24 protein-coding genes and 1 pseudogene are annotated in these 25,737 nt (G+C 33.9%); 6 read left to right on the top strand and 19 right to left on the bottom strand.

Annotation, left to right across the window (positions count from 1 at the left end):
- Positions 1–109: 109 nt before the first annotated feature.
- From IGJ50_RS01315 to IGJ50_RS01295, 5 genes are all read right to left on the bottom strand, one after another.
- Positions 110–487 (bottom strand): hypothetical protein, encoded by a 378-nt coding sequence (locus IGJ50_RS01315; protein WP_429948499.1) that lies wholly within the window; start codon positions 485–487, stop codon positions 110–112.
- Between the two features lie 11 nt (positions 488–498).
- Positions 499–1,479: a hypothetical protein gene (locus IGJ50_RS01310; RefSeq protein ID WP_429948497.1), complete on the bottom strand. Its 981-nt coding sequence runs from the start codon at positions 1,477–1,479 to the stop codon at positions 499–501.
- A 175-nt stretch (positions 1,480–1,654) separates the two neighbouring features.
- A complete protein-coding gene (locus IGJ50_RS01305; protein ID WP_429948495.1) occupies positions 1,655–2,911 on the bottom strand; it encodes an SPASM domain-containing protein in 1,257 nt (418 codons plus the stop codon).
- 917 nt (positions 2,912–3,828) lie between these two features.
- A complete protein-coding gene (locus tag IGJ50_RS01300) occupies positions 3,829–4,173 on the bottom strand; it encodes a hypothetical protein (protein ID WP_429948493.1) in 345 nt (114 codons plus the stop codon).
- A gap of 1 nt (position 4,174) precedes the next feature.
- Positions 4,175–4,381, bottom strand: a complete 207-nt coding sequence (locus IGJ50_RS01295) for a helix-turn-helix transcriptional regulator (RefSeq protein ID WP_429948491.1) — start codon at positions 4,379–4,381, stop codon at positions 4,175–4,177.
- An 85-nt stretch (positions 4,382–4,466) separates the two neighbouring features.
- Between IGJ50_RS01295 and IGJ50_RS01290 the strand changes: the two genes are divergently transcribed.
- Entirely contained in the window at positions 4,467–6,104 is a 1,638-nt protein-coding gene (locus tag IGJ50_RS01290) for an ABC transporter ATP-binding protein (RefSeq protein ID WP_429948489.1), read from the top strand.
- A gap of 198 nt (positions 6,105–6,302) precedes the next feature.
- On the opposite strand, the gene rlmH is transcribed toward IGJ50_RS01290, so the two are convergent.
- Positions 6,303–6,782, bottom strand: a complete 480-nt coding sequence (rlmH, locus tag IGJ50_RS01285; protein WP_069640257.1) for a 23S rRNA (pseudouridine(1915)-N(3))-methyltransferase RlmH — start codon at positions 6,780–6,782, stop codon at positions 6,303–6,305.
- A gap of 423 nt (positions 6,783–7,205) precedes the next feature.
- On the opposite strand from rlmH, the gene IGJ50_RS01280 reads away from it, so the two are divergent.
- Together IGJ50_RS01280 and IGJ50_RS01275 are read left to right on the top strand one after the other, a co-directional pair.
- On the top strand, positions 7,206–8,525 hold the full coding sequence (locus tag IGJ50_RS01280) for a S1C family serine protease (protein ID WP_207121619.1): 1,320 nt from the start codon (positions 7,206–7,208) through the stop codon (positions 8,523–8,525).
- A gap of 153 nt (positions 8,526–8,678) precedes the next feature.
- Positions 8,679–8,963 (top strand): hypothetical protein, encoded by a 285-nt coding sequence (locus IGJ50_RS01275; RefSeq protein ID WP_069647287.1) that lies wholly within the window; start codon positions 8,679–8,681, stop codon positions 8,961–8,963.
- 185 nt (positions 8,964–9,148) lie between these two features.
- On the opposite strand, the pseudogene IGJ50_RS01270 reads toward IGJ50_RS01275, so the two are convergent.
- From IGJ50_RS01270 to IGJ50_RS01255, 4 genes and pseudogenes are all read right to left on the bottom strand, one after another.
- Positions 9,149–10,039 (bottom strand): annotated as a pseudogene (locus IGJ50_RS01270) (IS3 family transposase); the annotation flags it as partial.
- Positions 10,027–10,557, bottom strand: coding sequence for a helix-turn-helix domain-containing protein (locus IGJ50_RS01265; RefSeq protein ID WP_429948486.1), 531 nt, complete (start codon positions 10,555–10,557; stop codon positions 10,027–10,029). The gene IGJ50_RS01265 and the pseudogene IGJ50_RS01270, both read right to left, overlap by 13 nt.
- A gap of 201 nt (positions 10,558–10,758) precedes the next feature.
- Positions 10,759–11,211, bottom strand: a complete 453-nt coding sequence (locus IGJ50_RS01260) for a universal stress protein (protein WP_069640260.1) — start codon at positions 11,209–11,211, stop codon at positions 10,759–10,761.
- Between the two features lie 132 nt (positions 11,212–11,343).
- Positions 11,344–14,766 (bottom strand): Cna B-type domain-containing protein, encoded by a 3,423-nt coding sequence (locus tag IGJ50_RS01255; RefSeq protein ID WP_429948484.1) that lies wholly within the window; start codon positions 14,764–14,766, stop codon positions 11,344–11,346.
- A 589-nt stretch (positions 14,767–15,355) separates the two neighbouring features.
- Between IGJ50_RS01255 and IGJ50_RS01250 the strand changes: the two genes are divergently transcribed.
- A complete protein-coding gene (locus tag IGJ50_RS01250; RefSeq protein ID WP_429948482.1) occupies positions 15,356–16,096 on the top strand; it encodes a tyrosine-protein phosphatase in 741 nt (246 codons plus the stop codon).
- A 162-nt stretch (positions 16,097–16,258) separates the two neighbouring features.
- Complete coding sequence (locus tag IGJ50_RS01245) at positions 16,259–16,648, top strand: hypothetical protein (protein ID WP_069640263.1); 390 nt, start codon at positions 16,259–16,261, stop codon at positions 16,646–16,648.
- Positions 16,649–16,952: 304 nt separating this feature from the next.
- Here the strand turns inward: IGJ50_RS01245 and IGJ50_RS01240 are convergent, their stop codons facing one another.
- From IGJ50_RS01240 to pepA, 6 genes are all read right to left on the bottom strand, one after another.
- Positions 16,953–18,293, bottom strand: a complete 1,341-nt coding sequence (locus IGJ50_RS01240; RefSeq protein WP_429948480.1) for a dihydrolipoyl dehydrogenase family protein — start codon at positions 18,291–18,293, stop codon at positions 16,953–16,955.
- Between the two features lie 66 nt (positions 18,294–18,359).
- Positions 18,360–19,460, bottom strand: coding sequence for a YncE family protein (locus IGJ50_RS01235; protein ID WP_429948478.1), 1,101 nt, complete (start codon positions 19,458–19,460; stop codon positions 18,360–18,362).
- A gap of 341 nt (positions 19,461–19,801) precedes the next feature.
- A complete protein-coding gene (gene ytpR / locus IGJ50_RS01230) occupies positions 19,802–20,428 on the bottom strand; it encodes a YtpR family tRNA-binding protein (protein ID WP_207121504.1) in 627 nt (208 codons plus the stop codon).
- A gap of 131 nt (positions 20,429–20,559) precedes the next feature.
- Entirely contained in the window at positions 20,560–21,021 is a 462-nt protein-coding gene (locus tag IGJ50_RS01225) for a universal stress protein (protein ID WP_069640266.1), read from the bottom strand.
- Between the two features lie 64 nt (positions 21,022–21,085).
- The gene (locus IGJ50_RS01220) at positions 21,086–21,400 is read right to left on the bottom strand and encodes a thioredoxin family protein (protein ID WP_429948475.1); all 315 of its coding nucleotides are present in this window, start codon (positions 21,398–21,400) and stop codon (positions 21,086–21,088) included.
- 9 nt (positions 21,401–21,409) lie between these two features.
- Positions 21,410–22,486, bottom strand: coding sequence for a glutamyl aminopeptidase (gene pepA / locus IGJ50_RS01215; RefSeq protein WP_429950007.1), 1,077 nt, complete (start codon positions 22,484–22,486; stop codon positions 21,410–21,412).
- Between the two features lie 238 nt (positions 22,487–22,724).
- Between pepA and IGJ50_RS01210 the strand changes: the two genes are divergently transcribed.
- On the top strand, positions 22,725–23,066 hold the full coding sequence (locus IGJ50_RS01210) for a PepSY domain-containing protein (RefSeq protein WP_069640268.1): 342 nt from the start codon (positions 22,725–22,727) through the stop codon (positions 23,064–23,066).
- Between the two features lie 154 nt (positions 23,067–23,220).
- On the opposite strand, the gene trmB is transcribed toward IGJ50_RS01210, so the two are convergent.
- The 3 genes from trmB to dat form a co-directional block, all read right to left on the bottom strand.
- Positions 23,221–23,865 carry a tRNA (guanosine(46)-N7)-methyltransferase TrmB gene (gene trmB / locus IGJ50_RS01205; RefSeq protein ID WP_069640269.1) on the bottom strand — a complete coding sequence of 215 codons (645 nt, stop codon included), beginning with the start codon at positions 23,863–23,865 and terminating at the stop codon, positions 23,221–23,223.
- A gap of 116 nt (positions 23,866–23,981) precedes the next feature.
- Positions 23,982–24,761 (bottom strand): phosphotransferase family protein, encoded by a 780-nt coding sequence (locus IGJ50_RS01200; RefSeq protein WP_069640270.1) that lies wholly within the window; start codon positions 24,759–24,761, stop codon positions 23,982–23,984.
- Between the two features lie 104 nt (positions 24,762–24,865).
- Positions 24,866–25,735: a D-amino-acid transaminase gene (gene dat, locus IGJ50_RS01195; protein WP_429948473.1), complete on the bottom strand. Its 870-nt coding sequence runs from the start codon at positions 25,733–25,735 to the stop codon at positions 24,866–24,868.
- Between the last annotated feature and the right edge of the window lie 2 nt (positions 25,736–25,737).

Here is a 25,737-nt window from a genome sequence, read left to right as displayed (position 1 = left end):
TGTCCCCAAAATTACCTTTTTTCATGTTTTCTAACCATTTAGCTATATCTTTATCAGACCAAGCTTGTAGCTATCTTTTCCCTATACCAATCGTAAAGGGAAGCACCTTTTATATTGTTTTTAAGTACGCTATTTCTTCTTCTGTCCATTTTTTATGGACTAAGATATCTAATTCTCTTAATCTTTCAAATATGTTAGTCCATATTTTTGAATTTCTTACTGAATCAGTATTCCATAGTGGACCATTTATCATTTCAAACAGTTCATCTCTTATATTTTTTGAGACACTATAAATTTCTTCATCGATAATCCCTTCTTTTTCTAGTCTATCTAAAGTATAAGGACTAAAATATGCCACCACATCACCTAAAAAAACTTCAAAAATGTAATCGTACAGCTCTTGGTCATTCATAGTTTCTATATTACTTTTAACTTTCAAACTATCTAAAAAACCATTGAAAGAATCCCCAATTGTTAATTGTTTCAAATTGCTCACCTCTATTCTATTATTACTAAAGTTGCACCATCATCCAGTGTTGGAACATAATTATCACTAGGTCTTATTACTTTTACTCTTCCTGTTGTTCCTGATGAGAAACCATAATATGAACCCACGTGGATTCCTTCTCCTGGATGATAAAATATCATTCCATCTCCTTTATTAATAAACTTCCAACCATTTCCAGCAGAGCCATATGTATCTTCAATCCATCCAGATCCTAAAACAGATTTGACTTCATTTTTTGTACTTCCATACAATCGCTCTGGATTTGCTATTATATCATCGAATGACGTGGGTTTCCATTGGACATTTCCAGCACCATATTTATCTTTAAAGTAATTATTCCAGTCTTTTCCAGAGACTGGATTTTCTGCACCAAAATCAGTTTTTGGAGGTTTAGTCCCACTAGATTTCTTTGGAGTTGAAACCTTCGCTTTAGAACCTGCATAAGAAAGCCCCGCCATCATAGCAAGGTCATATAGTCCACTATCTTGTGCGAATGCATATCCTGTCGAAATATAGCCACTCAACTGTATAGAACCTTTTGATAGTCCTTCATATTTTTGACCTGTTATATAGGTTTCTCCTCGTCTTAAGGCATCATTCTCTAAATCTCTGATTTTTTTCCAATCGACAATTTGATAATAACTGGGATCTAATTCCGTTCCATGTTGTTCTAAGAAGTTTTGTAATTCACTATTATCAAGTCTGCGGCCATCTTTATCTATAAACCAATTAACTGAAACCTTCCCAGTTACAGGGTCTTCATATGGCCATGCATAAATAGTATAGCCTTCTAGTTTCTTTAAGTTGTTATTAAACGCTTCTTCTTTTTGCTTTGCTTTAGCTACTTCTCTATTTTTCCAACGAGTAGTAATAGCTTTTGCCCAGTTCATATCTAACTTACTGATATCAAAAGTCCCTGTAGAGGCATTCCACGCTTTACAATCCTTTACTTGATTAATCGCTGTATTCAATTCTTGTTGAGAAGAAGTATATTCACTAAAAAAGCTTGTTGACTGAGCTTCCTGTTGAATTATGGATATATACTAATAAAGTAGACCCTTTAAATGATAATCATACTTCCGCTTTTGAGCATAGAAAATCCATCCAAGAATAGATATGTACCTTTCTTGAATGGATTAATTTTAATTAAGAGTTAGTATAAAGTAACTCCATGACTTTTTCAGCATTATATAAAATCGAACTGCATCTTCTTGTTTTAGTTCGAATGTTAATATTGGGGCATCCACCCATGCAAGCAGGAAGTACAGCACAATCTATACATTTTTCATCTGATATTGCTTCATAATTCAAATAATTTGAAAGTACACTGTTGAATTCTGGTCCTTTAAATACATTACCTACAGAGAATTCTTTTCTTCCTATTTCATCCCAACATTTGTATAAATCTCCTAATGGGTCAATAACATAACTATTTAATGACACAGCTCCACATACACCTAATAACTGTCCAGGGACATTAATCAAGTTATACCCTTTTTTTAGAGCTGCAATATAAAATTCTATTTCTTCATAGGAGAACTCTTTATCATTGAAACATAAAGGATTTGGATTCTCATCCATCGTATCATCAACAGAGGCAATATAAAAACCTACTTTATTTTTAAGACCTCGATCATCCAAAATATCTAAAATCTCAACAACTCTTGATATATTGGATTTGTCGACATTAACTCGGATTGAAATGTTAATTATGCCACAAACTTCTTGAATATTATTCATAATTGACTCAAATGTAGGCCTCCCATTTTGGGGCACCCTTCTTGTATCATGAATATCAGGTGGCCCATCTAAAGTTATTTGAGCTCGTTTAATCCCTAGTTCTTTTAAAATTAATGCATTCTTTCTATTCAAATAAAATCCATTTGTCACTATATCCGCAGAATAATTCTCTTTGAGTCTGGGGATTTCCCACAGAGCCTTAGTAATATTTATAATACTTTTCAATCCCATCAAAGGTTCTCCACCATACCAACAAATATCTAACCTTTCTTTATTTTCAAAATCATTTTTGATAAAATCAATAACTTTTTTTTCAACTATTGGGGTCATTTTATTATGTCTATAACCTTCTTCAAAACAATACGGGCATGCAAAATTACACTCCATAGTTGGAGCTAAAGTCAATGACAATGAATTTTCATTCGATCTTATCAAATTATTATTAAATTTTATTGATCCTATTTCATCCATGTTGTCTTCGACTAACATACTTCCTTTTTTTAATTCATTCACTAAATCTTCCTTATAGAAATTTTGATTTTTAATGGCGTAATACGCCTCTTTATACTCCTCGTTTAAAAATAAAACTCCTGAAGAGTAAGAGTTGTAAATCAATAAGCCTTCATCCAGAATTTTTTCGATATTAAACTTTGATAATTTCATCACAAACATATCCCGACTAAAATATTCAATAGCACAATTCTAATCTAAAAAATACTAATTGTAAACAATTGTTTTCTATTAGTATTTATAAATATCTTTAAAGGGTGTAAAACACATTGTGAAATATATATCAATCAAAAGGAGAATGAACATGAACTGGATTGCAGCAGATTTTAAAATGACTAAGGAAATAGAACCAAGATGGTGTATTTTTAGGTTAGCTTGTAATAAAAGAAATGATGATACTTGTTGGATTCATGGTTAGATAGGAGTGTATAACAGATGAATTGGATAAACAAAGCAAATCTATCAGATAACTTAATTACAAGAGATACTTGTGTAGTTAAAGGTTGTTGGACAAACAATGAAGGTGGAGCTTGTCTCATTAAATATTGTGTAACTAGATTTTGTTTTATGGATTATTAATACGCCATCTTTTTATTCACGTATTCATACGGAGGTGATTTTATGAATTGGATAAAAGAAAGTAACTCCCTAGACTTAAGCACTAGAGACACCTGTGTAGTCAAAGGTTGTTGGACAAACAACGAAGAAGGGGCATGTATTATCAGATATTGCGTAACTAGATTTTGTCTTAAAAATTGGTAAAGGAGATAGCTATTATGAATTGGACATCACTGCCAACCACAAATGATAACTCAAGATCTTTGTGTATAATTAGAAATTGCAATAAAAATAAGCCTTGTGGAAGTTTAATATGCTTTGCTTATGGAAACGACAGATAAAAAGGAGATGATCATAATGAATTGGGTTACCTATAGTTCTCAAGAAATAGAACCGAGATGGTGTTTATGGAGAAATTGTGCTAAATATTCGAATAATTGCGTGATTCACTTTACATGATTTTTATTTTACAAAGATAAGTATCCGATCTTTTTAATCGGATACTTATCTTGTTAAATATTTCCATATTTTTTTTTATTTATTCTCCAAAAAATAAAAAATACAATTATATCAAACACAATAGGATAAATCGAAATAACATTATTCTCCCCATACCCTATGTTTATTAGGTGTGGAACCTCAATTCCGGGATATACAATGGAATAGATTATATTTAATAGACCTTGAAAAAAGTCAACACAAAATATGACTAAAGCCACTTCAGATAAAGATTTTGAAATTATAAAATTTGTTCGTTCGTCTCGATTGGCAGGGATTTTTAGTATTCTATATTTATTAACGATTCTAAATGTTAAATAAACTAAAAAGACAATAATTAAAAAATTGAAAATAATCATTCTAATCTTCTCCTTCAATAAAAAAAAGTTTTTGAAAATCCTCATTAAGCACTTTTGATATTTTAATAGCCACTTCTAAACTAGGATTATACATCCCCCTTTCTATTGCATAAATAGTTTGTTTAGAAACATTTATAGCCAGTGCTAAATCTTGCTGTGTTAGATTATTTTGTATTCTATATTCTTTTACATAATTTTTAACAGCCATGCTACAACCACCTAAACATAAGATATCTTATACTTATAATAACATACTGACAACTTTAAGTAAATAATAAAATAGGAGGATTTTAATGAACACTTTTTTTAAAGACATGAAATTTGTTTTTAGTTCTTTACAATTGTTAAATATTAAACGAACTAAAATATTTGTATTGGTAATAATAACAATACTAAATAGTATTGTTAGTTTAGCTCAACCCCTATTATTAGGTAATATTATTAACGCAGTTAACCTAAAAAGATTACCCGTAATTTATGTTAATATAGCTACATTGATAGCTTGTTTCCTTCTCTCTATGATCTGCTTATATATTAAGAACAAAAAAACAATAAAATTAGTAAGTGAAATAGAAATAGAAATAAAAAATACGATATTTAATAACATTTTATATACATCGTATTGTACTTTCTCCAAGAATGACTCCGGTAAACTTATAAATATTATCAATCAAGATTCGATGATTTTTTCTAACATATTCAATTATATGTTAGAAATATCAATTGATGCACTTAGTTTTATTATTACTATAGCTATGCTTTTTTACATAAATTTCAAATTAGCTATAATAGTAATTATTACTTTTCCACTATCTTTAGTTGTGTACTATATATCTGGTAAGAAACTGAAAAAGGAAGAGTACAAATTAAAGCTTGGCTATGACAATTATATGAGTTTTTTGACTGAATCATTAAAAAACTTTAAACTCGTCAAGATTTATAATTATGAGCAAAATAGAATTAATGATTTTAAGAACTTGATGCTTAAAGTATATCAAGTTGGTATTCGTAAAGTTACTATCGAAACCTTTGCAGAGATTAGCATACAAATTCTTCTTTTTCTCAGTAAAATATCTGTAATCTTATTAGGTATTTATTTTATCTTTAAAGGACGTTTTTCACTAGGGATGCTCGTATCTTTCAATGCTTATTCTGATAGCTTTAAACAATCAGCATCAAATATTTCAAAAATGAATAGTACATTTCAGGCTATTATCGTGTCTTTAGAGCGGATAAAAACTTTTTCTTTTATAAAAAATGAAAAAGTTGAAGAAAATACCTCAAAAATAGGATTAGCAAAAATAACTAATATACGATTAAATGATGTTACTTATTCCTATGATACTCAGAATGTATTAAATAATATTAATTGTCACTTCAAAGCAGGAGACATCAACTGGGTGTACGGAGATAGCGGCTCTGGTAAGACTACTCTATTTAACATTTTAAGCAAAGTTTTGGAAAATTATAACGGAGAAATATATTTTGACAGCTATAATTTAAGAGATTATTCAAATTTAGTTTTTAGAAAAAAAGTTTGCTACGTAACCCAAGAAAATTTGCTATTTTCTTTATCAATTAAGGAAAACTTAATAATGGGGGACAATAGTATAAATATGGACAAAATGATTGATGTATGTAAACAATTAAACATTCATGAATTTATTATTTCCTTAGAAAATGGTTATGATACGATTCTTTATAATTCAGGATCAAAGATATCAGGCGGGCAATCCCAAAGGCTTTGTATAGCTAGGGCAATTTTAAAAAATGCAGAAGTTTATATTTTTGACGAAGTAGTTAGCTCTTTAGATAAAAATAATGCAGACATTGTCATGCAGTATATCAAAAACATGTCTGTAAACAAATTAATAGTTATTGCATCACATCAAAAAAGCAAAATATTGAGTACACCAGCCCTATCCCTTTAATATTAATTTCATATGCTTTCGTAAGAAAATTAGACTTTCTAGCTGTTACGCACCCAAATAAATTCTTGAAATATCTGAAAAACGTGATGAATTAAACTATATATAAAATGCTATTAATTCATTAACCTTGATCTTTCAACAAAAATAGACCATACCCAACAAATCAGGTATGGTTTATTTCCTATTTTCTTTATATCCCTACTTATGATACGGTTCCCCCCGCATAATCCGAAACCCACGATAAATCTGTTCCACCAAAACTAATCGCATCAACTGATGTGGATACGTCAACTTTCCAAATGACATCTGCTGCTGACTTCTTTTCATTACTGCCTCACTCAATCCAAGTGAACCGCCAATCACAAAAGCCAATTGGCTCTTTCCATTAATGCCAAGTTGATCGATCTCTTTGGAAAATTCCTCACTGCTAAACTGCTTGCCGTTGATTGCTAAAACAAAGACATGATCTTGATCACTGATTTTTGCTAGAATTCGTTCGCCTTCTTTTCCCTTGACTAGCAGCATCTCTGCATCACTTAGATTCTCTGGTGCTTTTTCATCTGCCACCTCGATCATTTCGACCTTTGCATAACTTTGCAGACGTTTTAAATATTCATTGATCCCTTGAACTAAATATTTCTCTTTCAGCTTACCCACAGTAATGATTTTTATTTTCATAGATTTCACGTCTCTTCCTACTTGATTCTTTTACTTGTTAACAATTTTATCATGAATGTTTTGAGTCTTCCACATACTTTCCCACAAAGTTATACACATATGCACAGACTTATCCACAGCTTTATGCTGAATCAGCCTTTATTTCATCGTATTTTGAGATACAAACACATATTCCCATTTGTTTATCCACATTATCCACATTTTGTGGATAACTTTTTCACAGGGGTTTTCCTCTGTTTTTCAAGAGTTCTTCACACTTTATTGTGTATAAGTATTCCAGTAATAATCTTTTTTCATTATTTATATCTGTTTTTCTCCCTAACTTGTTCATAAAAAATTCAAAGCTCTTGGGTAGACTAAAGGTGTCTTGAAAGACTATACTAAATATAACAAATAATGATAATTAAATAGGAGGTTGCTTGTATGCAAAAAAAAGATGTTACACCTAGTTCAGATAAAAAACAAAATGGATTATTCAAAAAATTTGGCATTGGTTTGATTGGTGGGTTACTCGGAGGTGCGTTAGCCTTTGGTGGTGCTTATGCAATCATGGGGCAAAATTCTTCTTCGTCTAATTCCTCTACAACAACTAGTTCAGTAAAAGATAATAAAGGCGACACCAAAGTAACCAATGTTAGTTTGGATGTTAATAGTGATGTGACTAAAGCCGTTGACAAAGTCAAAGACTCTGTTGTTTCGGTCATCAACTTACAAAGCCCTAGTCAAAGTAGTGACACTAGCGGTTTCGGTAGTATCTTTGGCGGAAATGACGGCAGCGACTCTAACAGCGCTGAATCCGATGGCAGTGATTTACAAGCGGCCAGTGAAGGAAGTGGCGTGATTTATAAAAAAGATGGTAAAACAGCTTATGTCGTTACCAACAATCACGTAGTAGATCAGGCAAAAGGATTAGAGGTTGTTTTACATGACGGAACAAAAGTGGAAGGCGAATTAGTCGGTACTGATTCTTATACTGACCTTGCCGTAATCAAAATTTCTTCTGATAAAGTGGATTCAATTGCTGAATTCGGCAATTCTGATAACTTGAAAATCGGTGAACCAGCTTTAGCGATCGGTTCTCCATTAGGTTCAGCATATGCGAACTCCGTAACGCAAGGGATCATTTCTTCATTAAACAGGAATATCCAAAATGAAAACAATGGGCAAGCGATCAATATTAATGCCATCCAAACAGATGCAGCGATCAACCCAGGAAATTCCGGTGGTCCTTTAGTAAATATTGAAGGGCAAGTGATTGGGATCAACTCAGTTAAAATCGTTCAATCTGAAAGCCAAGTCAGTGTTGAAGGTATGGGCTTTGCGATTCCAAGTAATGATGTAGTAAGCATCATCAATCAATTGGAAAAAGAAGGCAAAGTGACTCGTCCAGCATTGGGAATCACAATGGAAGAATTAACAAATGTTTCAACACAACAAAGAAAAGAAATCTTGAAGCTTCCTGATACTGTTCAAATGGGCGTACTTGTTCGTTCTGTTCAGACAGCAACACCTGCCGACAAAGCAGGACTTGAACGATACGACGTTATCACTAAAATCGATGACAAGGATATTGATTCTGTCACTGACTTACAAAGCGCACTTTACAAGAAAAAAGTCGGCGACAAGATGAAAGTTACCTTCTATCGTGATGGAAAAGAACAAAGCGTAGATGTTGATTTAACTATCGATCAATCCGCACTTAAACAAAACTCATCTAACTCAGATAATTCTCAAAATCCATAATTTCAGTTAAATAAAACTAGGTTGTATTCTTTTCAATGACATGAAAAAGTACAGCCTAGTTTTTTGCTTTATTCATAAAGCTTTATAGGAGGAATAAATCAAAGAATATTGTAGAATAAAGATACAGTAAAAATATTGAAAGAGGGATGCACTATGGCTCACAAATTGCGCGAAGAATGGGATAAATTATTTGGTAAAAAATACGATTTAGATACAGTAAAAAATGCGAAGCATGATGAAAATGGACATTTCATTACAGGTGATGGTTTGAATACTGAGGTTTTGGGTCACCGTTCTATAGAAGATTTAAATGCCATGATGGATGCAGATTGGAATACCTTTTTAAATGATAGTACTTTGTTTACCTCTTTAGAAGAAGGAGAACAAGATAAAGTTCGTTCAAATGGGCCTAGTTTTGCTGAATATAACGGCGACTAGCAAATGTAAGTAAAGTCTATATATCGAATCTACACGTTCTGATGTCGCTGAATAATCACCGACATCTTTTTTTATGAAACTAATTACAGATAAAACTCCTCATCAGTACAGCTAAGATAGCTCTAAAAAGAGTCTGGGACATAACTCTGCGAGTTATGATGTGCGCCCTAAAAGTTGTACGTAGATTAACCTGTCATTCGACTGGTATGAATTCGGTATTGAACCGGACTCATACCAGTCAATTTTGCTTTTATCCGATGATGATTGTAATAATCAATATAATTTGTAACTGCTCGTTTTAATTCCTCAAAGCTAGAAAAACTACGGCCATAATACATTTCTTGTTTCATTAGACCAAAGAAATTTTCCATTAATGCATTGTCCAAACAATTTCCTTTTCGTGACATACTCTGGTATAACTTTGCTTGCTTCAATTGTCTAACATACTGTTGATTTTGGTAATGCCACCCTTGATCGGAATGGATTGTTGTTCGAAAGTTGGTCTTTTTACTTTCTTTAATGGCTGTTTTTAAAGGAATCAATACACAATCCAACGTTGGTTTTTGCTGAAATTGATAGGCAATGATTTCTCCATTAAAACCATCAAGAAAAGGACTGAGATAGGCTTTTCTTTTTAGTTTAATTCCTTCGGAATTTCGTTCAGTATAGTGGAATTCTGAAATATCTGTAAAGATTTTTTGTTTTGGAATCGTGCTAAAGAAGCGGCGATTCACCTTGTTTTTAGCCAAGGTTCCCACCAAACCTTTGTAAGATCGATACCTTCTTGAACGACGTGTAAAACTTATACATACTAAGTTATATTTCTTCATAATTCGTCTGATTTTCTTATGATTGATTTGATAGCCCATATTCACTAAAGCCAACTTGATTCGACGATAGCCATAATTGCGATCATTCTCTTCAAAAATTGTTTGAATCAATTTCTCTATGTGAGTCATTTTTTCTTCGCTCATTATCTTTTTCCAGTAATTGAAGGTAGAACGCGGTAGCTTAATCGCTTGTAATACATGATCTTGACGATACTTTCCAATAAGTTCTATGGCTATTCTGGTTTGAACTCGTCTTTTCGCTTCGCCATAATAGTCTGTTGGAAAGTCCGTAGCTTTTTTAAATACTCGACCTCGATTCGCAAACGTTCATTCTCACGCTCTAATTCCTTTTCACGAGATAGTTTGCTTGTTTCTTGCTGTTTTTTTGTTGGTTTGTTCATCCTTTTTTTGGGTCTCCCTTTTTGATTGGACAGAGCAGTTTGACCACCAGCGATATATTTCTTTTGCCAACGAGAAATCATCGACCCACTAGGCAGCTTGAATTGTCTTGCTGCTTCACCGAAAGAAGCATCTGTCGTTTCTATAAAGTGTAATACATCTCGCTTAAATTCACTAGTATATTTTGTCAATGAACGGTGTCTTTTGAGCCCTTCTTTCCCAAATAATTGATAGGAGTGTTTCCAATTGTAAATTAAGGCATTTGATGGGAGTCCGTATTTTTTAGCCAAGGCTTGTCCGCCCAGAGGGCCTTCTAGGTACTCTTTCACTAGCTTTAATTTGAATTCTACCTCATAATAACTCATAAAAAATAACCTCCAAAAATTGTATTTTCCACGTACAACTTTTGGGGGTCACATCATTATATCTCAGACTCAAAGAATCCATATAAACGGTGGGAGCAGAAGTAATCACTACGCTTCGCTTCGATCACATCAAATTCTAAGTGCTAAAGCACTAAGATTTGAAGGCTTCGGAAATAAGTTTAAATTTAACATATATCGGGATCATCTCAAAATAAGTAGATTACTAGTCGTATTCTTTATAACATGTTTTGCGACAGATTCTAGTTCTCTTTTAGACAATAATTCATCATAGCTACCTAGGACGATTAAATCCATACTATTTTTTTCGATATATTTATTGATAAAAGATTTTGTACTGCCACTATAAATTGTAGTCACCAATTTGTCTACGCCTTCGGCTTTGACTTTCGAAATAACCTTATCCACATCTTTTTGATAATTTTCGTCATTCTCTTTAATCATATCATATTCATAAGGCATATACATTCCACTATCATATGGTAGATAATTCAGTTGTTCAAGCGCTTCTATTTCAGGTTTGTTAATTAATAAATGAAGTTCAGAATTTTCTCTTTGCGACATAGTGATGACTTCAGCTAATACTCCATTTGGTTCTCCAAATACATCAACTACTGTTACTATTTTTTTATACATAAAATTCACCTCAAATTTTTTCTTAAGTATACCATTCATTTGAAATTTATACCTTTAATACAACTTTATATTGCTTTTATTATCTCTTATTTAAGGATTAATTTTTGCGATCCGTATTTTTTTCTAATCATTTCACTTATGGTATTTTACCTTTTTTAAGCCTACATACCCCACAATTACTATCAATAGTATTCCTATTGCATAGAAAATCCAACTATTTTTTTCTCCCGTTGCTGGATAATCTTTATTAAGGCTATTTTTACTTGGCGTTTCAGGATCACTACCCTTTACTCCATTTTTGGGTATATGCGTATTTGTAATAATAATGTTGCCGACATTTTCGGCGTTGATTGTTACGTCGTATCCCTTAATATTTCCTACTTCTTTTACACTGTAGACGATTGGTTGTCCATTGTTTTTCTCTGCCAAATCAGTCCAAGTCGTTGTCCAGTTGTTGGCTTCATTTAAGGCAACTTCTTCTCCTGACTTTTCACCATCCGCGTATAATTGGACCTTGATACTGTTTGGACGTATGCCATCTTGATTGTTTCCATCATTCCACGATTTCGTTACTGTTACACTGGTTTTGCCTGGTGTATAATGATTCGTAATAGTTGTTCCTTCTATACTTGTTGAATACTCTGGTACATCATTTTCTGTTACAGTATAAACGATCTCTTGCCCATCTTTATATTTAGGTAAGTTAGCAAAATGGTATGTCCAGTTATCTTTTTCCGTTACTTCTTTTGAGTCAACTGGTGCTCCGTTTGCTAACAGGTTTACTGTTATCGTTGTTGGACGTTTACCGTCTTGATCGTTTTTATCATCCCATATTTTTGTTCCACTGATCTCTGTTACCTCTGGGATATGGGTATTTGTAATAATAATGTTGCCGCTATTTTCGGCATTGACTGTTTTATTGTATCCTTCGATACTTCCTACTTCTTTTACAGTGTAGACAATCGGTTGTCCATTGTTTTTCTCTGCCAAATCAGTCCAAGTCGTTGTCCAGTTGTTGGCTTCATTTAAGGCAACTTCTTCTCCTGATTTTTCACCATCCGCATATAATTGGACCTTGATGCTGTTGGGACGTATGCCGTCTTGATTGTTTCCATCATTCCACGATTTCGTTACTGTTACACTGGTTTTGCCTGGTGTATAATGATTCGTAATAGTTGTTCCTTCTATACTTGTCGAATACTCTGGTACATCATTTTCTGTTACAGTATAAACGATCTCTTGCCCATCTTTATATTTAGGTAAGTTATCAAAATGGTACGTCCAGTTATCTTTTTCCGTTACTTCTTTTGAGTCAACTGGTGCTCCGTTGGCTAACAGGTTTACTGTTATCGTTGTTGGACGTTTACCGTCTTGATCGTTTTTATCATCCCATGTTTTTGTTCCACTGATCTCTGTTACCTCTGGGATATGGGTATTTGTAATAATAATGTTGCCGCTATTTTCGGCATTGACTGTTTTATTGTATCCTTCGATACTTCCTACTTCTTTTACAGTGTAGACAATCGATTGTCCATTTTTTTTCTCTGCCAAATCAGTCCAAGTCGTTGTCCAGTTGTTGGCTTCATTTAAGGCAACTTCTTCTCCTGATTTTTCACCATCCGCATATAATTGGACCTTGATACTGTTTGGACGTATGCCATCTTGATTGTTTCCATCATTCCACGATTTTGTTACTGTTACACTGGTTTTGCCTGGTGTATAATGATTCGTAATAGTTGTTCCTTCTATACTTGTTGAATACTCTGGCACATCATTTTCTGTTACAGTATAAACGATCTCTTGCCCATCTTTATATTTAGGTAAGTTATCAAAATGGTACGTCCAGTTATCTTTTTCCGTTACTTCTTTTGAGTCAACTGGTGCTCCGTTGGCTAACAGGTTTACTGTTATCGTTGTTGGACGTTTACCGTCTTGATCGTTTTTATCATCCCATATTTTTGTTCCACTGATTTCTGTTACCTCTGGGATATGGGTATTTGTAATATTCATCCCATCACTAATTGCTGTATAATTAGGAACGGAATTTTCTGTCACTGTATAGTCAATCTCTTTTCCCTCTTTATATTTAGGTAAATCGGAAAATTCATATGCCCATCCTTCATTTTCTGTAACATTCTTTGTTTGAATTATTTCTCCATCTGCTAATAAATTGACCACAATAGATGAGGGGCGTATCCCATCTTGATTATTTCCATCTTCCCATGATTTGACTCCTTTTAGGTCAACTGTTTCAGGTTTATACGTATTGGTTAAAAGGATAGCTTTTCCTTCATCAGTCGAATTTATACTCAAATCATATTTTGAATCAAGTTCTTCTCTAGCCGTATAATATAGAGGATTTCCATTATTATCTTTTATTGGTAAGTTCCCCCAGATATACTCCCAGCCATTTTCTTCATTTAGCTCTTGTACCTCACCAAATTTAGTTTCATTGCCTTGTGTCAGGCTTTCGTTACTTGTATGCGTGTATGGTTTATCGCTCTGATATAATTGTACAGGTAAATTCAATGGACGTATGCCATCTTGATTATTTGAATCATCCCAATTTTTCAATACTGAAAAAGATGTTTCGGATAAATCTAAATCAATACTGGTTCTGGTAGTTAATGTCCTTTCAATTGGTTGGTATCCACCGAGTGGTTGAACTCCACTTGAAATAAATACCAAATAGTAGGGATGTCTAGTCGTGAGCAGTGTATCTATATTAAAATAAATGACCATATCATCGGCTTTATCTTTATCAATTAGGTCTTTCGGTATATCTATAGAGATTGTTCGCTTATCGTAGTCTTTATTAATTGTAGTATCTTTCGTAATATCGGTTATTTTAGAATTCTTATAGAGTTGTACCCCTATATTTATCTCTTCATCTTTTACTTGAAGTAATTTTTCTGTTTCTTGATCGATATTGTCTTCAAATTGCAATAAGTAATTATAATTTGTCCCATCGTCACCGTTTGGAATAATCTCTTTTGCGTTGATTTCAACGTTATTTATTTTGTTGATTACTTCTTGATACGAGGTATCATCGTTGGTCTTTGTTTGCGCTTCTGTGTATAGATCTTTTATTAAAGGATTTGATTCAATTAACTTATTATCAAATTTTCCTCCAGTTAATTTCCAAATAACAACTTGTATTGCAGCATATCTAGTTAACTCGTTTGCATCACGATATCCTTCAACATTTGGTACAGAATTCTGTGTATCTTGATTTTCGTAGAAAGTTTGCATCAACCATAGTACTGAGCCAGATATTTTTTCGTTCATATCTACTTTATAATCTTGACCTGATGGATAGTATTTACTTTCATCCAAACAAAAATATAAATTTTTATCATTATCGACAATCGTATATAATCTAGAATTCAATAAATTCAAATTAACTAGCTTAACATCAGGATTACCTTTTAAATTCGTATCTAAACGAACATTTTTAATTGGTTCTGGCGGCAAAATAGTCGCCTCCGCCTTGGCAACTTTAGGCAAACAAATAAAACTAAAGAAAATCAACAATAAATATATGTATTTCTTCATCTTTTCATCTTCTTTCTTTTTATAATTACATATAAATGGAATAGCATCTGATTTTCAATAACATTTCCAAAGTAATTTTTAAATTAAACATTTTTATAATTCACTAGACTATTCATGTTCTTTTATTAAAATCTACTCACTATTAAAACGTTATTGAAAATCTTATTTCGCATCAAACATTTCAGATTATACATTATCTTTAAAAATTATAAAAACCGGACACTCGTTATTTAATTATCACATCATGAAATGAAGTTTTCTCTTTCCTAGATTTTTAGAGTATCATCTGATTAACTAACTATTCAATATTAATATTTAATTTTATAATATTTTTAATTTAATTTCAAAATAACTGTTTTTATCATAAAAACGACGGATACCAAAGGAGTTTCATCACCAATCAACATTTGTTTTTTTAAATATATTTTAAAAAAATGAAAATTAACACTCATCTTACTTCTATAAAAATAAAATATTAATTTTTTATAAAGAGTCTCTGCTATTAACTATTTCATCTGTCTATTTATTTTACATCCACAAATATCGAGAGTATTATTACATATACAAATTATGTAGAAAGGTGTTTACTATGATAACAAATTTAAGAGATATAGGTGGCATTACCGTACCTACAGGAACTTTAAAAGAAGGATATTTCTATCGAAGTGGTCAGTTAGTTGGATTAGAGAAAAAAGATATTCTATTTTTAGAGGACGATTGTAGAATCAAAAAGGTCTATGATTTTAGAAACAAAACAGAAATTTCAGAGCAGCCAGATATGGATATGAACAACATTACAATAGAGAATATTGATATATTAGCATCTGAGGATTCATCTAGCATCGCTTCTTTACAAGGAATGTTAAATATTGACCAAAGTGACGTCGAAAAAGCGATGTTTGAAACCTATGAGGAACTTGTAGTCAGTGCTTCTGCACTGTCTGGTTATAGTAAGTTTCTTACGGAAATTTTAGAAGACAATCAACCTATTTTATTTCATTGTTTTGCCGGGAAGGATCGTACTGGATTTGCAGCTGCTCTTATTTTAAAAATAGCTGGTGCCTCTGATCAAAGTATCATGGACGATTATCTAAAAACAAATGAATCTAGAAAATCAGCAAATAAACAAATCATTGCCTCACTGAAAAGCAAACTTACTGAACAACAACTAAACGCTTTGGAACTTGCTTTAAATGTTGATAAAACGTATTTATGTCATGCAAAAAAAGTTTTAGAAGAGCATTTTGGTTCTTTTGACAATTATTTACTTAAGGGATTAAAACTAGATACTGATTATGTAGATCAATTCAGAAAAAAATTTATTGTTTAGCTAGTTGTTGAACATAATCTATCTCATAAAACGAGGTTGAGATAGTTGTTTCTGTTTCCACCACTTATTCGAGTTGCTTAAGTCATAGGAAAATGTCTCATCTTCGTTTTAATTAATGTACTCCCCATAAAAAAGATCTGCTAGCGAACGGATGGTTATAAAGTGAAGGAAGAATTAAAAGACATCATTTCATATATTCCAATTATTTTTGTTCTTGCATATATCTTATTGTTAGCAGATAAAACAGCTAAAATAGGTGTCTTTGGTACGATGATTACATTGTTGATAAACACTGATAATTATGAACTAAAGTATAAAAAAAAAATAAGTGAATCTACTAAATTGAAAATTTTAAAGTTTAAAAATATTGCACTAACCTTTTATTGCAGTTGCTACATAACTGGGATTATAAATATTTTCATTACAAACGCTACTCTCCATACAGTAGTAAATTTAGTATTTCCTAGTATATTTTTTTTGATTATCTGGTTATATGTTCAGAAAATAATCCCTACAACGATTGACTATATGGAAAAAAACAGAAAAAAATAACAATGTTATGATTTTTAATTTTTTCGTCGTAATCGTAACAAAGCAATTCCTGTTAATAAGTTTTTCTATGAATACCAACTATTGTCAAGGCTGATATAGATAGTCGCAAATCTTGATAATAAAAAAAGGTACCTGCATAGTGCATTCTTACTACAGCACAATCAACCTGATCTCCTTAGATACACGTACACGCTAGCATTCATCTTGTTATTCTCCTCACTGAAAAGTGAAGGAAATCCAAAGATTATCGTACTTACTTCAATCTTTGAATTTCCTTCACTCGCATCTATTTTTCCATATTATTTTAATGATACGCTCTTAACACATCATTCGCTAATGATGGGTAAGCAAAAATAATTTTTTTCAGCTCTGCTTTAGTCCATCCCGCATGCAATGCCATCGTAAAATAATTAATAAACAAATCCGCTTGATTACTTAAGCTAGTTGCACCAACTATTCTATTATCACTTTTCTGATATATAACTTTTACTAACGCAATAGCGTCATTATTTTTTTTATATTCTAGCCAATCAGTCATATCGATCGTTTCAACGCTATATAGCTCTTGATTTTCTTTGGCGTGGGAAATTGAGATGCCTACTTGGGCTAATTTAGGTTGACTAAAGGTGGACATCACTGATAATGGATAGTCTATGTTTTTCAGCCCATCTCCGGTCAAATGTTCGACTAAATAGTCTGCCTCCCAAACTGCATATGTAGCTAGTTTTGGTACAGGAGTGTTACTACAATCTCCACATGCATATATAGTTGATATGTTGGTTGTTAGATACTCATCGACGACAATACCGTGTTGATCTGTTTCAATCCAGATCCTTTCAATTCCTAAATCAGATATATTTGGTATTCTACCAGCAACACAATAAATAGCATCCGCTTGATACTCGATACCTTTAGCCGTTATGGCACTATAATTGTCTTGATTTTTTTTTACTGCAATAAGCTGTTCATCAAAATGATAGTTTATTCCACGACTTTTATTCAACTCAATCAGTTTATAAACAAGTTCTTGGTCAAAGGCAGCTAAGGCTCGCTCATCATGCTGAAGTACAGTTACTTCTGTATCGAAAGCTTCAGCAATGGTCATAAAGGCGAATGCGATAATCCCAGCCCCGATAAAAATTACTTTCTTCGGCAATTCTTTTTGCGTCAAAAAATCAGTACTGTCTTTTAAATAGTCGCTACCTTCAATTTGTAATCTTCTACTTTTTGCACCTGTTGCTATCACAAATTTTTCCCCTTCATATTGAGTGCCAGCTACTTCAATATGATGCTCATCCACAAATATTGCTTCTCCATAAATTGTATCGATTCCAGCCTTTCGCAATGCTGTTTCATGCTCTAGTGATTCAGTGTTCTCGAGTGAATCTATGTAGGTCATAGCTGACTGCCAGTTGGGCGTTAGTTCATTTACCGCACCTGTTTTGGCTAGTTGCTGTGCAGTAAGTTTTAGCTCTGCAAAAGCAACCAACTCTTTTTTTCGAGTACTACCGTAATTTGCAACCGCGCCACCAAACTTGTTAGCTTCGACAATAGCAACACTCAACCCTTTTTTATTTAGTCCGTAAGCAATCGTCAAACCACTTAACCCACTTCCAATAACAATCACATCATACGATTTTGTCATATGCTCACTTTCCCATCTAGTTAATTTTAGCTCTTTACTGATAAACATTCTCTTTTAGTGATTTTATTATTCTTGAAGCAATTTTTTGGTATCGATCCTTAAAACTCGATCAACCCACACTTTTTCGTTTTCTCGATAAGGTTTAGCAGCAGACTCAAAAATCGCATATATTTGTCCTTCACTTGCTGATACTTGTTCTGCATGAGCTGGCAGATCAACCACCTTCTCTATATCATTATCTAAAAAACTTTTTTTGTTTGTATCATAATTAAATAGTAGTAATTTAGAATTTTTGAACGCACCATAAGATTGAGTAACAACTAGTTTATCTTCAACAAACGTAATCCCTTGTAACTCTTTAACGATTGTTTTATTTGTTTTGCTTTTATCTGTATCCATAGTTGTGTGGATTACTTGCTCCGAAGCCAATTGCCCTGTCATTTTCCCTCTTTCATCTACAGGGTACTGTTCTAACTTGCCATCTGATTGACTATCAAAATAGCCGACATATATATTTTTATTTGAATACGTAATGACTGACGCCCTTTTTACTTGTGGTAATTCTACTCGTTGTGTGTACTTGATTGGTTGAAGCGTATTTTTTAATACATAGTTTTCTATACTGTCCATCGGAATTGCAACAATTTCTGCTCGATCTTTATGGCGAGCACAAACCCAGACATTTTTTGCAATCGGATCATATGTGATCCCTCCGACATGGGGGTAACCTTCAAGAACCACTGTTTTTATATACTGATGAGTATTCTTATCCAACACATAAAAAACTGAATTATGTTTATGTTCATGACAATAAGAAGAAATAAGTATGTAATCGCCTGCCATGGTGACTCCTTGTGGTGTCATAGAATCGCATTCAACGATTGTTTTTGTCTGATCATTTTCAAGTGTTGTTGTACTAAGTAACCCTGGTATCACATACATACCATCCTCTTTTTTTCCCTTTTGGGATTCGACAGCTAAATTATACAATTCTGAATATTCGATGATCGCTTCAGCCTGTTGTTCGTAAGTTTTATAAATAGCAGGTGTTACATTGGTCATCACTTTTCCTTGTTTATCTATTTTTGTTGATCCTGTCGAGTCATGTTCTTTATTGATTTTAGAACAACCAGAAAAAATAGTTATGCATAAAAGAAACAATATCATTTCCTTAAATCGAGTCTGAATAAAATCTCCTCCATTTCCAAATGCTCTACAATTCTTTCATTTCTTTCATTCTATGTAAAAAAATGATAAGTTGCAAATCAAATGTCATCACTTTTTAGAAAGACTCGTCTTCATCTGTACCATAAAACATTTCTTTATTTATTGTTCAAGTATTTTTTTACTTAAATATATTGATTAGGGACAATACATACACATTATTAGAAATTGAAACAATAGATCCAGCATGATTAAATCAAAACGTACAATCAGCATAAATAAACAGGGACTGGAAGAAAACAAAATGTGTTTTCTTCCAGTCCCTAAAAAAATAATAACTATAATTAGGCACGTTTATTTCCTACTGGAAATGCTTCGCCAACTACTGCATCAAAAGGTAATTCTAAAATCCCTTTTTTCGTAGGTGCATCCGGTAAACGTAATTCTCCAGCTGAGCAGATCATGCCAAAACTTTCCACACCTCGTAATACGCCAGGCCAGATCATCAAGCCATCTGGCATCATTGCACCAGGTTTAGCTACTACGACTTTTTGCCCTGCTTTGATATTCGGCGCTCCACAAACGATTTGTAAGACTGTACCATTATCTACTTCTGTTTGAGTGATTGATAAATGATCAGAATCAGGATGCTTTTTGCATGATTTTACAAAACCGATCACGATTTTAGGCTCATTTTCAGTAGCTACAGTTTCAGAAAAACCTGTTTTAGCAAGTTCCTCGTTTAATTTAGTCACTTGTTCTTCGGTCAATTCTATTTGACCGCTGCCTTCAATTTCACCTAATATGGTGGATACTTCAAATATGTTCCAAGCAACGACTTGCCCGTCTTCAAGCAAGCTAACCCTTGCCACATTTCCTTTTCGTTCCACACGATTTTCTTGTCCTTTATCATCTGCTACGATGATCATCAAGACATCGCCGACATGTTCCTTGTTATAAGCAAAAATCATTTTTCTAATTCACTCCATTTTTATCATTTTTCAAGATACTCTCTTATAATATACTATATCTTCTGTTCTGTCTTAACAAAAAAATGAAACAAAACGGTTACGCTTTGCTTCACCAATTTTATCTTCGATAGTTATTTTTTATTTGCCTCAGGATGAACAATCAACACATCACATGGTGCATGGCGGATGATATAACTACTGACACTTCCCATCATTAAACGCTCTACGGCATTTAACCCTGACTGACCAACCATGATCAAATCAACAGCATATTTTTCAGGTAAGTCTTGGCACATCACTTCTTTTGCTGAACCATACGTTACAACAGGTTCAATCTGAGAAAAATCAATGCTTTTAGCATATGCTTTACAGTCATCCAGTAGTTCTTTAGCATTTTCTGTTTCTTGATCTAACAAACTATCATTCAAAGAAGAATAACCCATCATTGTATAGACTTTATTTTCTATAACATGAGCGACAATCACACGACCACTGTTTCGTTTAGCGACTTCAATTGCTTGTTGATAGGCTAACTTCCCTTGCTCACTGCCATCTACACCAACTAAAATAGTTTTATATGTTTGTGTTAACATCGTATCCATCTCCCGATTGTTTTATTTTATCTCTTGAATCGGCTCGTTATTGTTGAGTCTAAACTTAATTGACACTTTTTAAAAAGGTTACGATTTCTTCTTTCGTTTTACGGTCTTTATTGACTAAACGGCCTAACTCTTTCCCTTGGTCTGTCACAACAAAACTTGGGATCCCAAAAATAGTCCACTCAGAAGCAAGCTCCATAAACTTATCACGGTCTACCTCAATAAAACGAAACGTGGAAAATTCAGCTTCGATTTCTGGCATTACCGGCTTGATATAGCGGCAATCCCCGCACCAATCTGCCGTAAAGAAAAAGACGCTTTTTCCTTCTGATACATAGCCCGCAAGCTCTTCATAAGATGTTGGAATAATCATAAACCATCCCTACTTTCCGTAAATGATCGTATTAACGGTTGTTTTATCTAGACCTTTTAGCACTTGGATCAGCATTTCACGTGCTGCCTCAAAGTCTTTGATATTGAACATCGTTTGATGAGTATGGATATAACGTCCACAAACCCCAATCACAGTACTTGGTACACCATTGTTTGTTGTATGAGCCGCACCTGCATCCGTTCCACCTTTAGACACAAAATATTGGTAAGGGATGTTATGTGTTGCTGCTGTGTCTAATAAATATTCACGTACACGAGGTAATGTGATCATTCCTGGATCGTAAATACGTAATAATGTTCCTTCACCTAAATGACCGTATGTGCCTTTTTTCGTTTGGATATCATCTGCCGCAGAACAATCTACCGCGAAGAATAAATCTGGATTAAATTTATGAACAGAAGGTTTCGAACCACGTAAACCAACTTCTTCTTGAACGTTAGCACCAGCAATCAACGTATGGCCTAATTGTTCATTTTGCAACGCTTCTAATGCTTCTAATACTAAGGTACAACCATAGCGGTTATCCCAAGATTTACTGATAATATTTTTACCGTTAGCTGTTTTGATTGTTTCGGTTTGCGGCACGATTGAATCACCAAGGCGCACACCAAAGCTTTCCGCTTCTTCTTTTGATTCAAAACCAGCATCAAATAACACATCAGCTACCTCTAGCTGTTTTTGACCGCTTGTGCCACGTAATAAATGCGGCGGTACTGAAGAAGAAATACATGGATAATTGCCTTTACTTGTTTTTAAAGTAAAGCGCTGTGCGGATACCACATAAGGGTTCCAACCGCCTAAGGGAACAACCTGAAATAAGCCATTGTCTTTGATTTGTGTCAACATAAAGCCAACTTCGTCCATGTGAGCGGCAACCATGACGCGTGGTGCATCTTGTTCTTTCGCTCTTTTTAGACCAAAAATCCCACCTAAACCATCATATTGAAGCTCGTCTACTAATGGGGCCATATTTTTTTTCATATAGGCACGAATATCATCTTCAAATCCGCTTGTTCCTTGTAGTTCTGTTAACTCTTTGATGCGTTGAAAAGTTTTTTCTTCCATCGTTGTATTATCTGCCCATTCTCCTGCTTCGGAGCAACCATTCTTTTTTGCTGAAAATAACATGAGATTCAAACAAAAACGGCAGATACTCCTTTCATATGATTTCACATTCATTATAACGCAAAAATTTTCAATTGCCCACGTTTTTTGTTTTTCGATATTTTCATACAATGTGTTAGAATAGAGATAAAGCTAATGAAATTTGGCAACCATTTGAAATACTCGGAGGTTATTCCCCATGAATGAAGAAAATGAATTAAGCTATTTTAAAGGCGGCTTAGCGCTTGGTGTCAGTCTTGGCATCATAAGCGGAATCGCTTCAACTTTATGGTATCAGAAAAAGAAAACATTAGATGCGGATTTAGTTTTAGAAAACGTCAAGGAGGCTTTTTTGCAAGAAGGTCCAATTGAAGGTTCCTGGATCGAATTCGAGAAAAAACCATTACGTAAATTTGCCGTTCATTCAAAAACCTATAATGGTGGCATTTCACGTTTAGAAGATGGCGTTATGGTTCAATATGAGTTTATTGCGGATGCCTTTACAGGAACTGTGATCGACGTCAAGCGAATCAAGGATTAAACGCAAAAGAATGATTGAAACCAGCACATTGCTCGACATGTGGTTTCAATCGTTCTTTTTTAATCTTTATAGTTAATTGCTTATATTTGGGAAAAATAAAAAAAAGACCACATAGCACGACATATCTGTCAGACTATATACCCTTTTCTTATAATTATTTAGATTGAAACCTTGCCTCAACTCGATAAATCGGCTGACCTTTAGCAGAAAATTTTTCTTCATACTCTGTCATAATATTGCCTTCATAGTCGCTTGCATGTAAATCCAGCCAAACTTGTTCCAAAATCATGCCATATTTTGAAAAACTACTCAATGAATATTCAAACAATCCGCGATTATCCGTTTTAAAATGAATTTCACCATTTGGTTTTAAAATTTCTTCATCTGTCGCCAAAAAAGTTTTAAATGTTAAACGACGCTTTTCATGGCGAGTTTTCGGCCATGGATCTGAGAAGTTCAAGTAAATTTGATCCACTTCATTTTCAGCAAAATATTGCGTCAATTCTTCTCCATTGACATGAAGTAATTGTAAGTTAGGCAATTCCTCTTCTAAGGCCTTTTCCAAAGCAATTGAAAGCACACTCAGTTGCATGTCAATCCCAATATAATTGATTTCTGGGTGTGCTTTTGCCATACCTACTACAAATTGTCCCTTGCCAGAACCAATTTCGATATGGATTGGGTGAGTATTCCCAAAACGTTCTGCCCAACGTCCCTGCCACTTTTCAGGCTCATCAACAACTAATTCAGGATGACTAGCCAACAGTTCTGCGGCTCCAGGCCTTTTTCTCATTCGCATATTTTATGTTTCCTTTCTTCATAACAAATTTTAAGAGGGTAGAACAAAACCAAGATCGTTCTGCGCTGCCCTCTATTATTCAAGTAACGAATAGACCGACACTCTATGCGCTCTCTTTAATACCCAAAAGCTCGTTTCAACTTCAAAATTTCTGCATTCATTTCCCGTCTTTCTCCTAATTGATGATGCCGGAGAATTTCTTGTAGAAAATTAAATAACGCATACCATTTGATTCGTGTCAAAGCTTCCTCGCTTGGGCGCATACCGTAAGACAACAGCCATTTGTTCCAGCTCCCCTGCGGAACGTAATGTCCTAGCAACATCCCCAAATCTAAAGCTGGATCAGCAATCATTACTGAATCCCAATCAACTAAATACAAATAATTATTAGAGACGATCCAATTGCGATGGTTTACATCACCATGAACGACCATATAATTATGAATAGAATAATTTGGTATATTTTCTTGTAGGTAGTGATACACCCTAGCAAGATATGAATTATTTTGAAGTTCTTTAGGCAATTTCTCATCATACCCTTGAAGCATCATCGCAGGTGTTTGAATCTGACCGCCGATTTTTTCCAGCATGCTTTTCAGCATATGCGAATGGTGTAAATGATAAAGGACATCCACAACGTCATTTCTTTGACCGATTTCTTGGGCTTTCAGTACTTGACCATCCAGCCATTCTTGTGCTGTTAAAATATCGCCTGTCACTGTTCGTTTTGTCCAAACTAGCTTAGGGGCAATTCCTTCTTTAGACAATGCAGCCAAAAGAGGAGAAGTATTTCGTTTAATAAATACTCTTTCAGTCGCACGTATACCCATGAAAGTTTGGCCAGTTGCGCCTTTTATTGGCTGCAAGCGCCATTCCTTATCCAACTGAAATGCCATGGAAATTATCTCCTATCCTAACAACTTCTAATAAATTATTACAGTAAGTATCATTTTAGCTTCCATAGCGTTTAACGTCAAGCATCTCTCTTGTTCTTTTAACATTAATCGTTACTTTTTGAAGTACCACACACTGCCTCAACACCTGCAATATAAGCATTTAATAGTTGTTTCGTGATTTTGCCAGGTTTTCCTGTTCCTACGATATGATCGTTCACTTTTACGACAGGCACGATTTCTGTTAATGAACCAGACACGAAACATTCATCCGCGTTAAATAACTCTTCTTCATAAACAGCTTCTTCTTTAACTGGAATTTCTAATTCTCTAGCCAGTTCTAGAATTTTCTTTTTCGTGATACCAGGCAAAATCAAATTTCCGTCTGGATGTGTATAGATAGTTCCGTCTTTCACTACCCAAAAATTCGCCGCTGAAGCTTCTGTTACTTTACCATCACGAACCAATACTGCATCATCAAATCCTTTTTGGCGAGCCTCATCCAAGGACAATATATTGCCCATTAAACTTAATGACTTGATATCGCAATGTAGCCACCGTGTATCAGGAACAACCGCAACTGTGATGCCTGTTTCCATTTTTCCCAGCGGACGTTCATATGGTCTGATATTCGCTGTTAAGACCCCTCTGACTTTTTTGGGATCAGGTAGAGCATGATTTCTTGGTGAGTCGACGCCGCGTGTTACTTGGAAATAAAGTTTCCCTTCACGGATTCCTTCAATGTCGACCAGTTTCTTTAAATTAGTTGCTAATTTCTCTTTTGAAAAGGGCAATTGCATTCTGATTTTTTCTGCACCACTCCATAATCGATCTAAATGTTCTTCCATCATGTACAGGTGACCATTATAAACACGAACTACTTCATATAGCCCATCACCATATTGATAACCACGGTCTTCTATATCGATTTTTACTTCTCCACGCTCAACAATTTGATCATTCCATAAAATATGCATCA

Origin of the sequence: Enterococcus sp. AZ101 (genome assembly GCF_050499005.1) — a bacterium.
Taxonomy (GTDB): domain Bacteria; phylum Bacillota; class Bacilli; order Lactobacillales; family Enterococcaceae; genus Enterococcus_L; species Enterococcus_L ureilyticus.
Note: the sequence above shows the minus strand (reverse complement) of the source record. Positions and strands in the feature narration are given on the sequence as shown.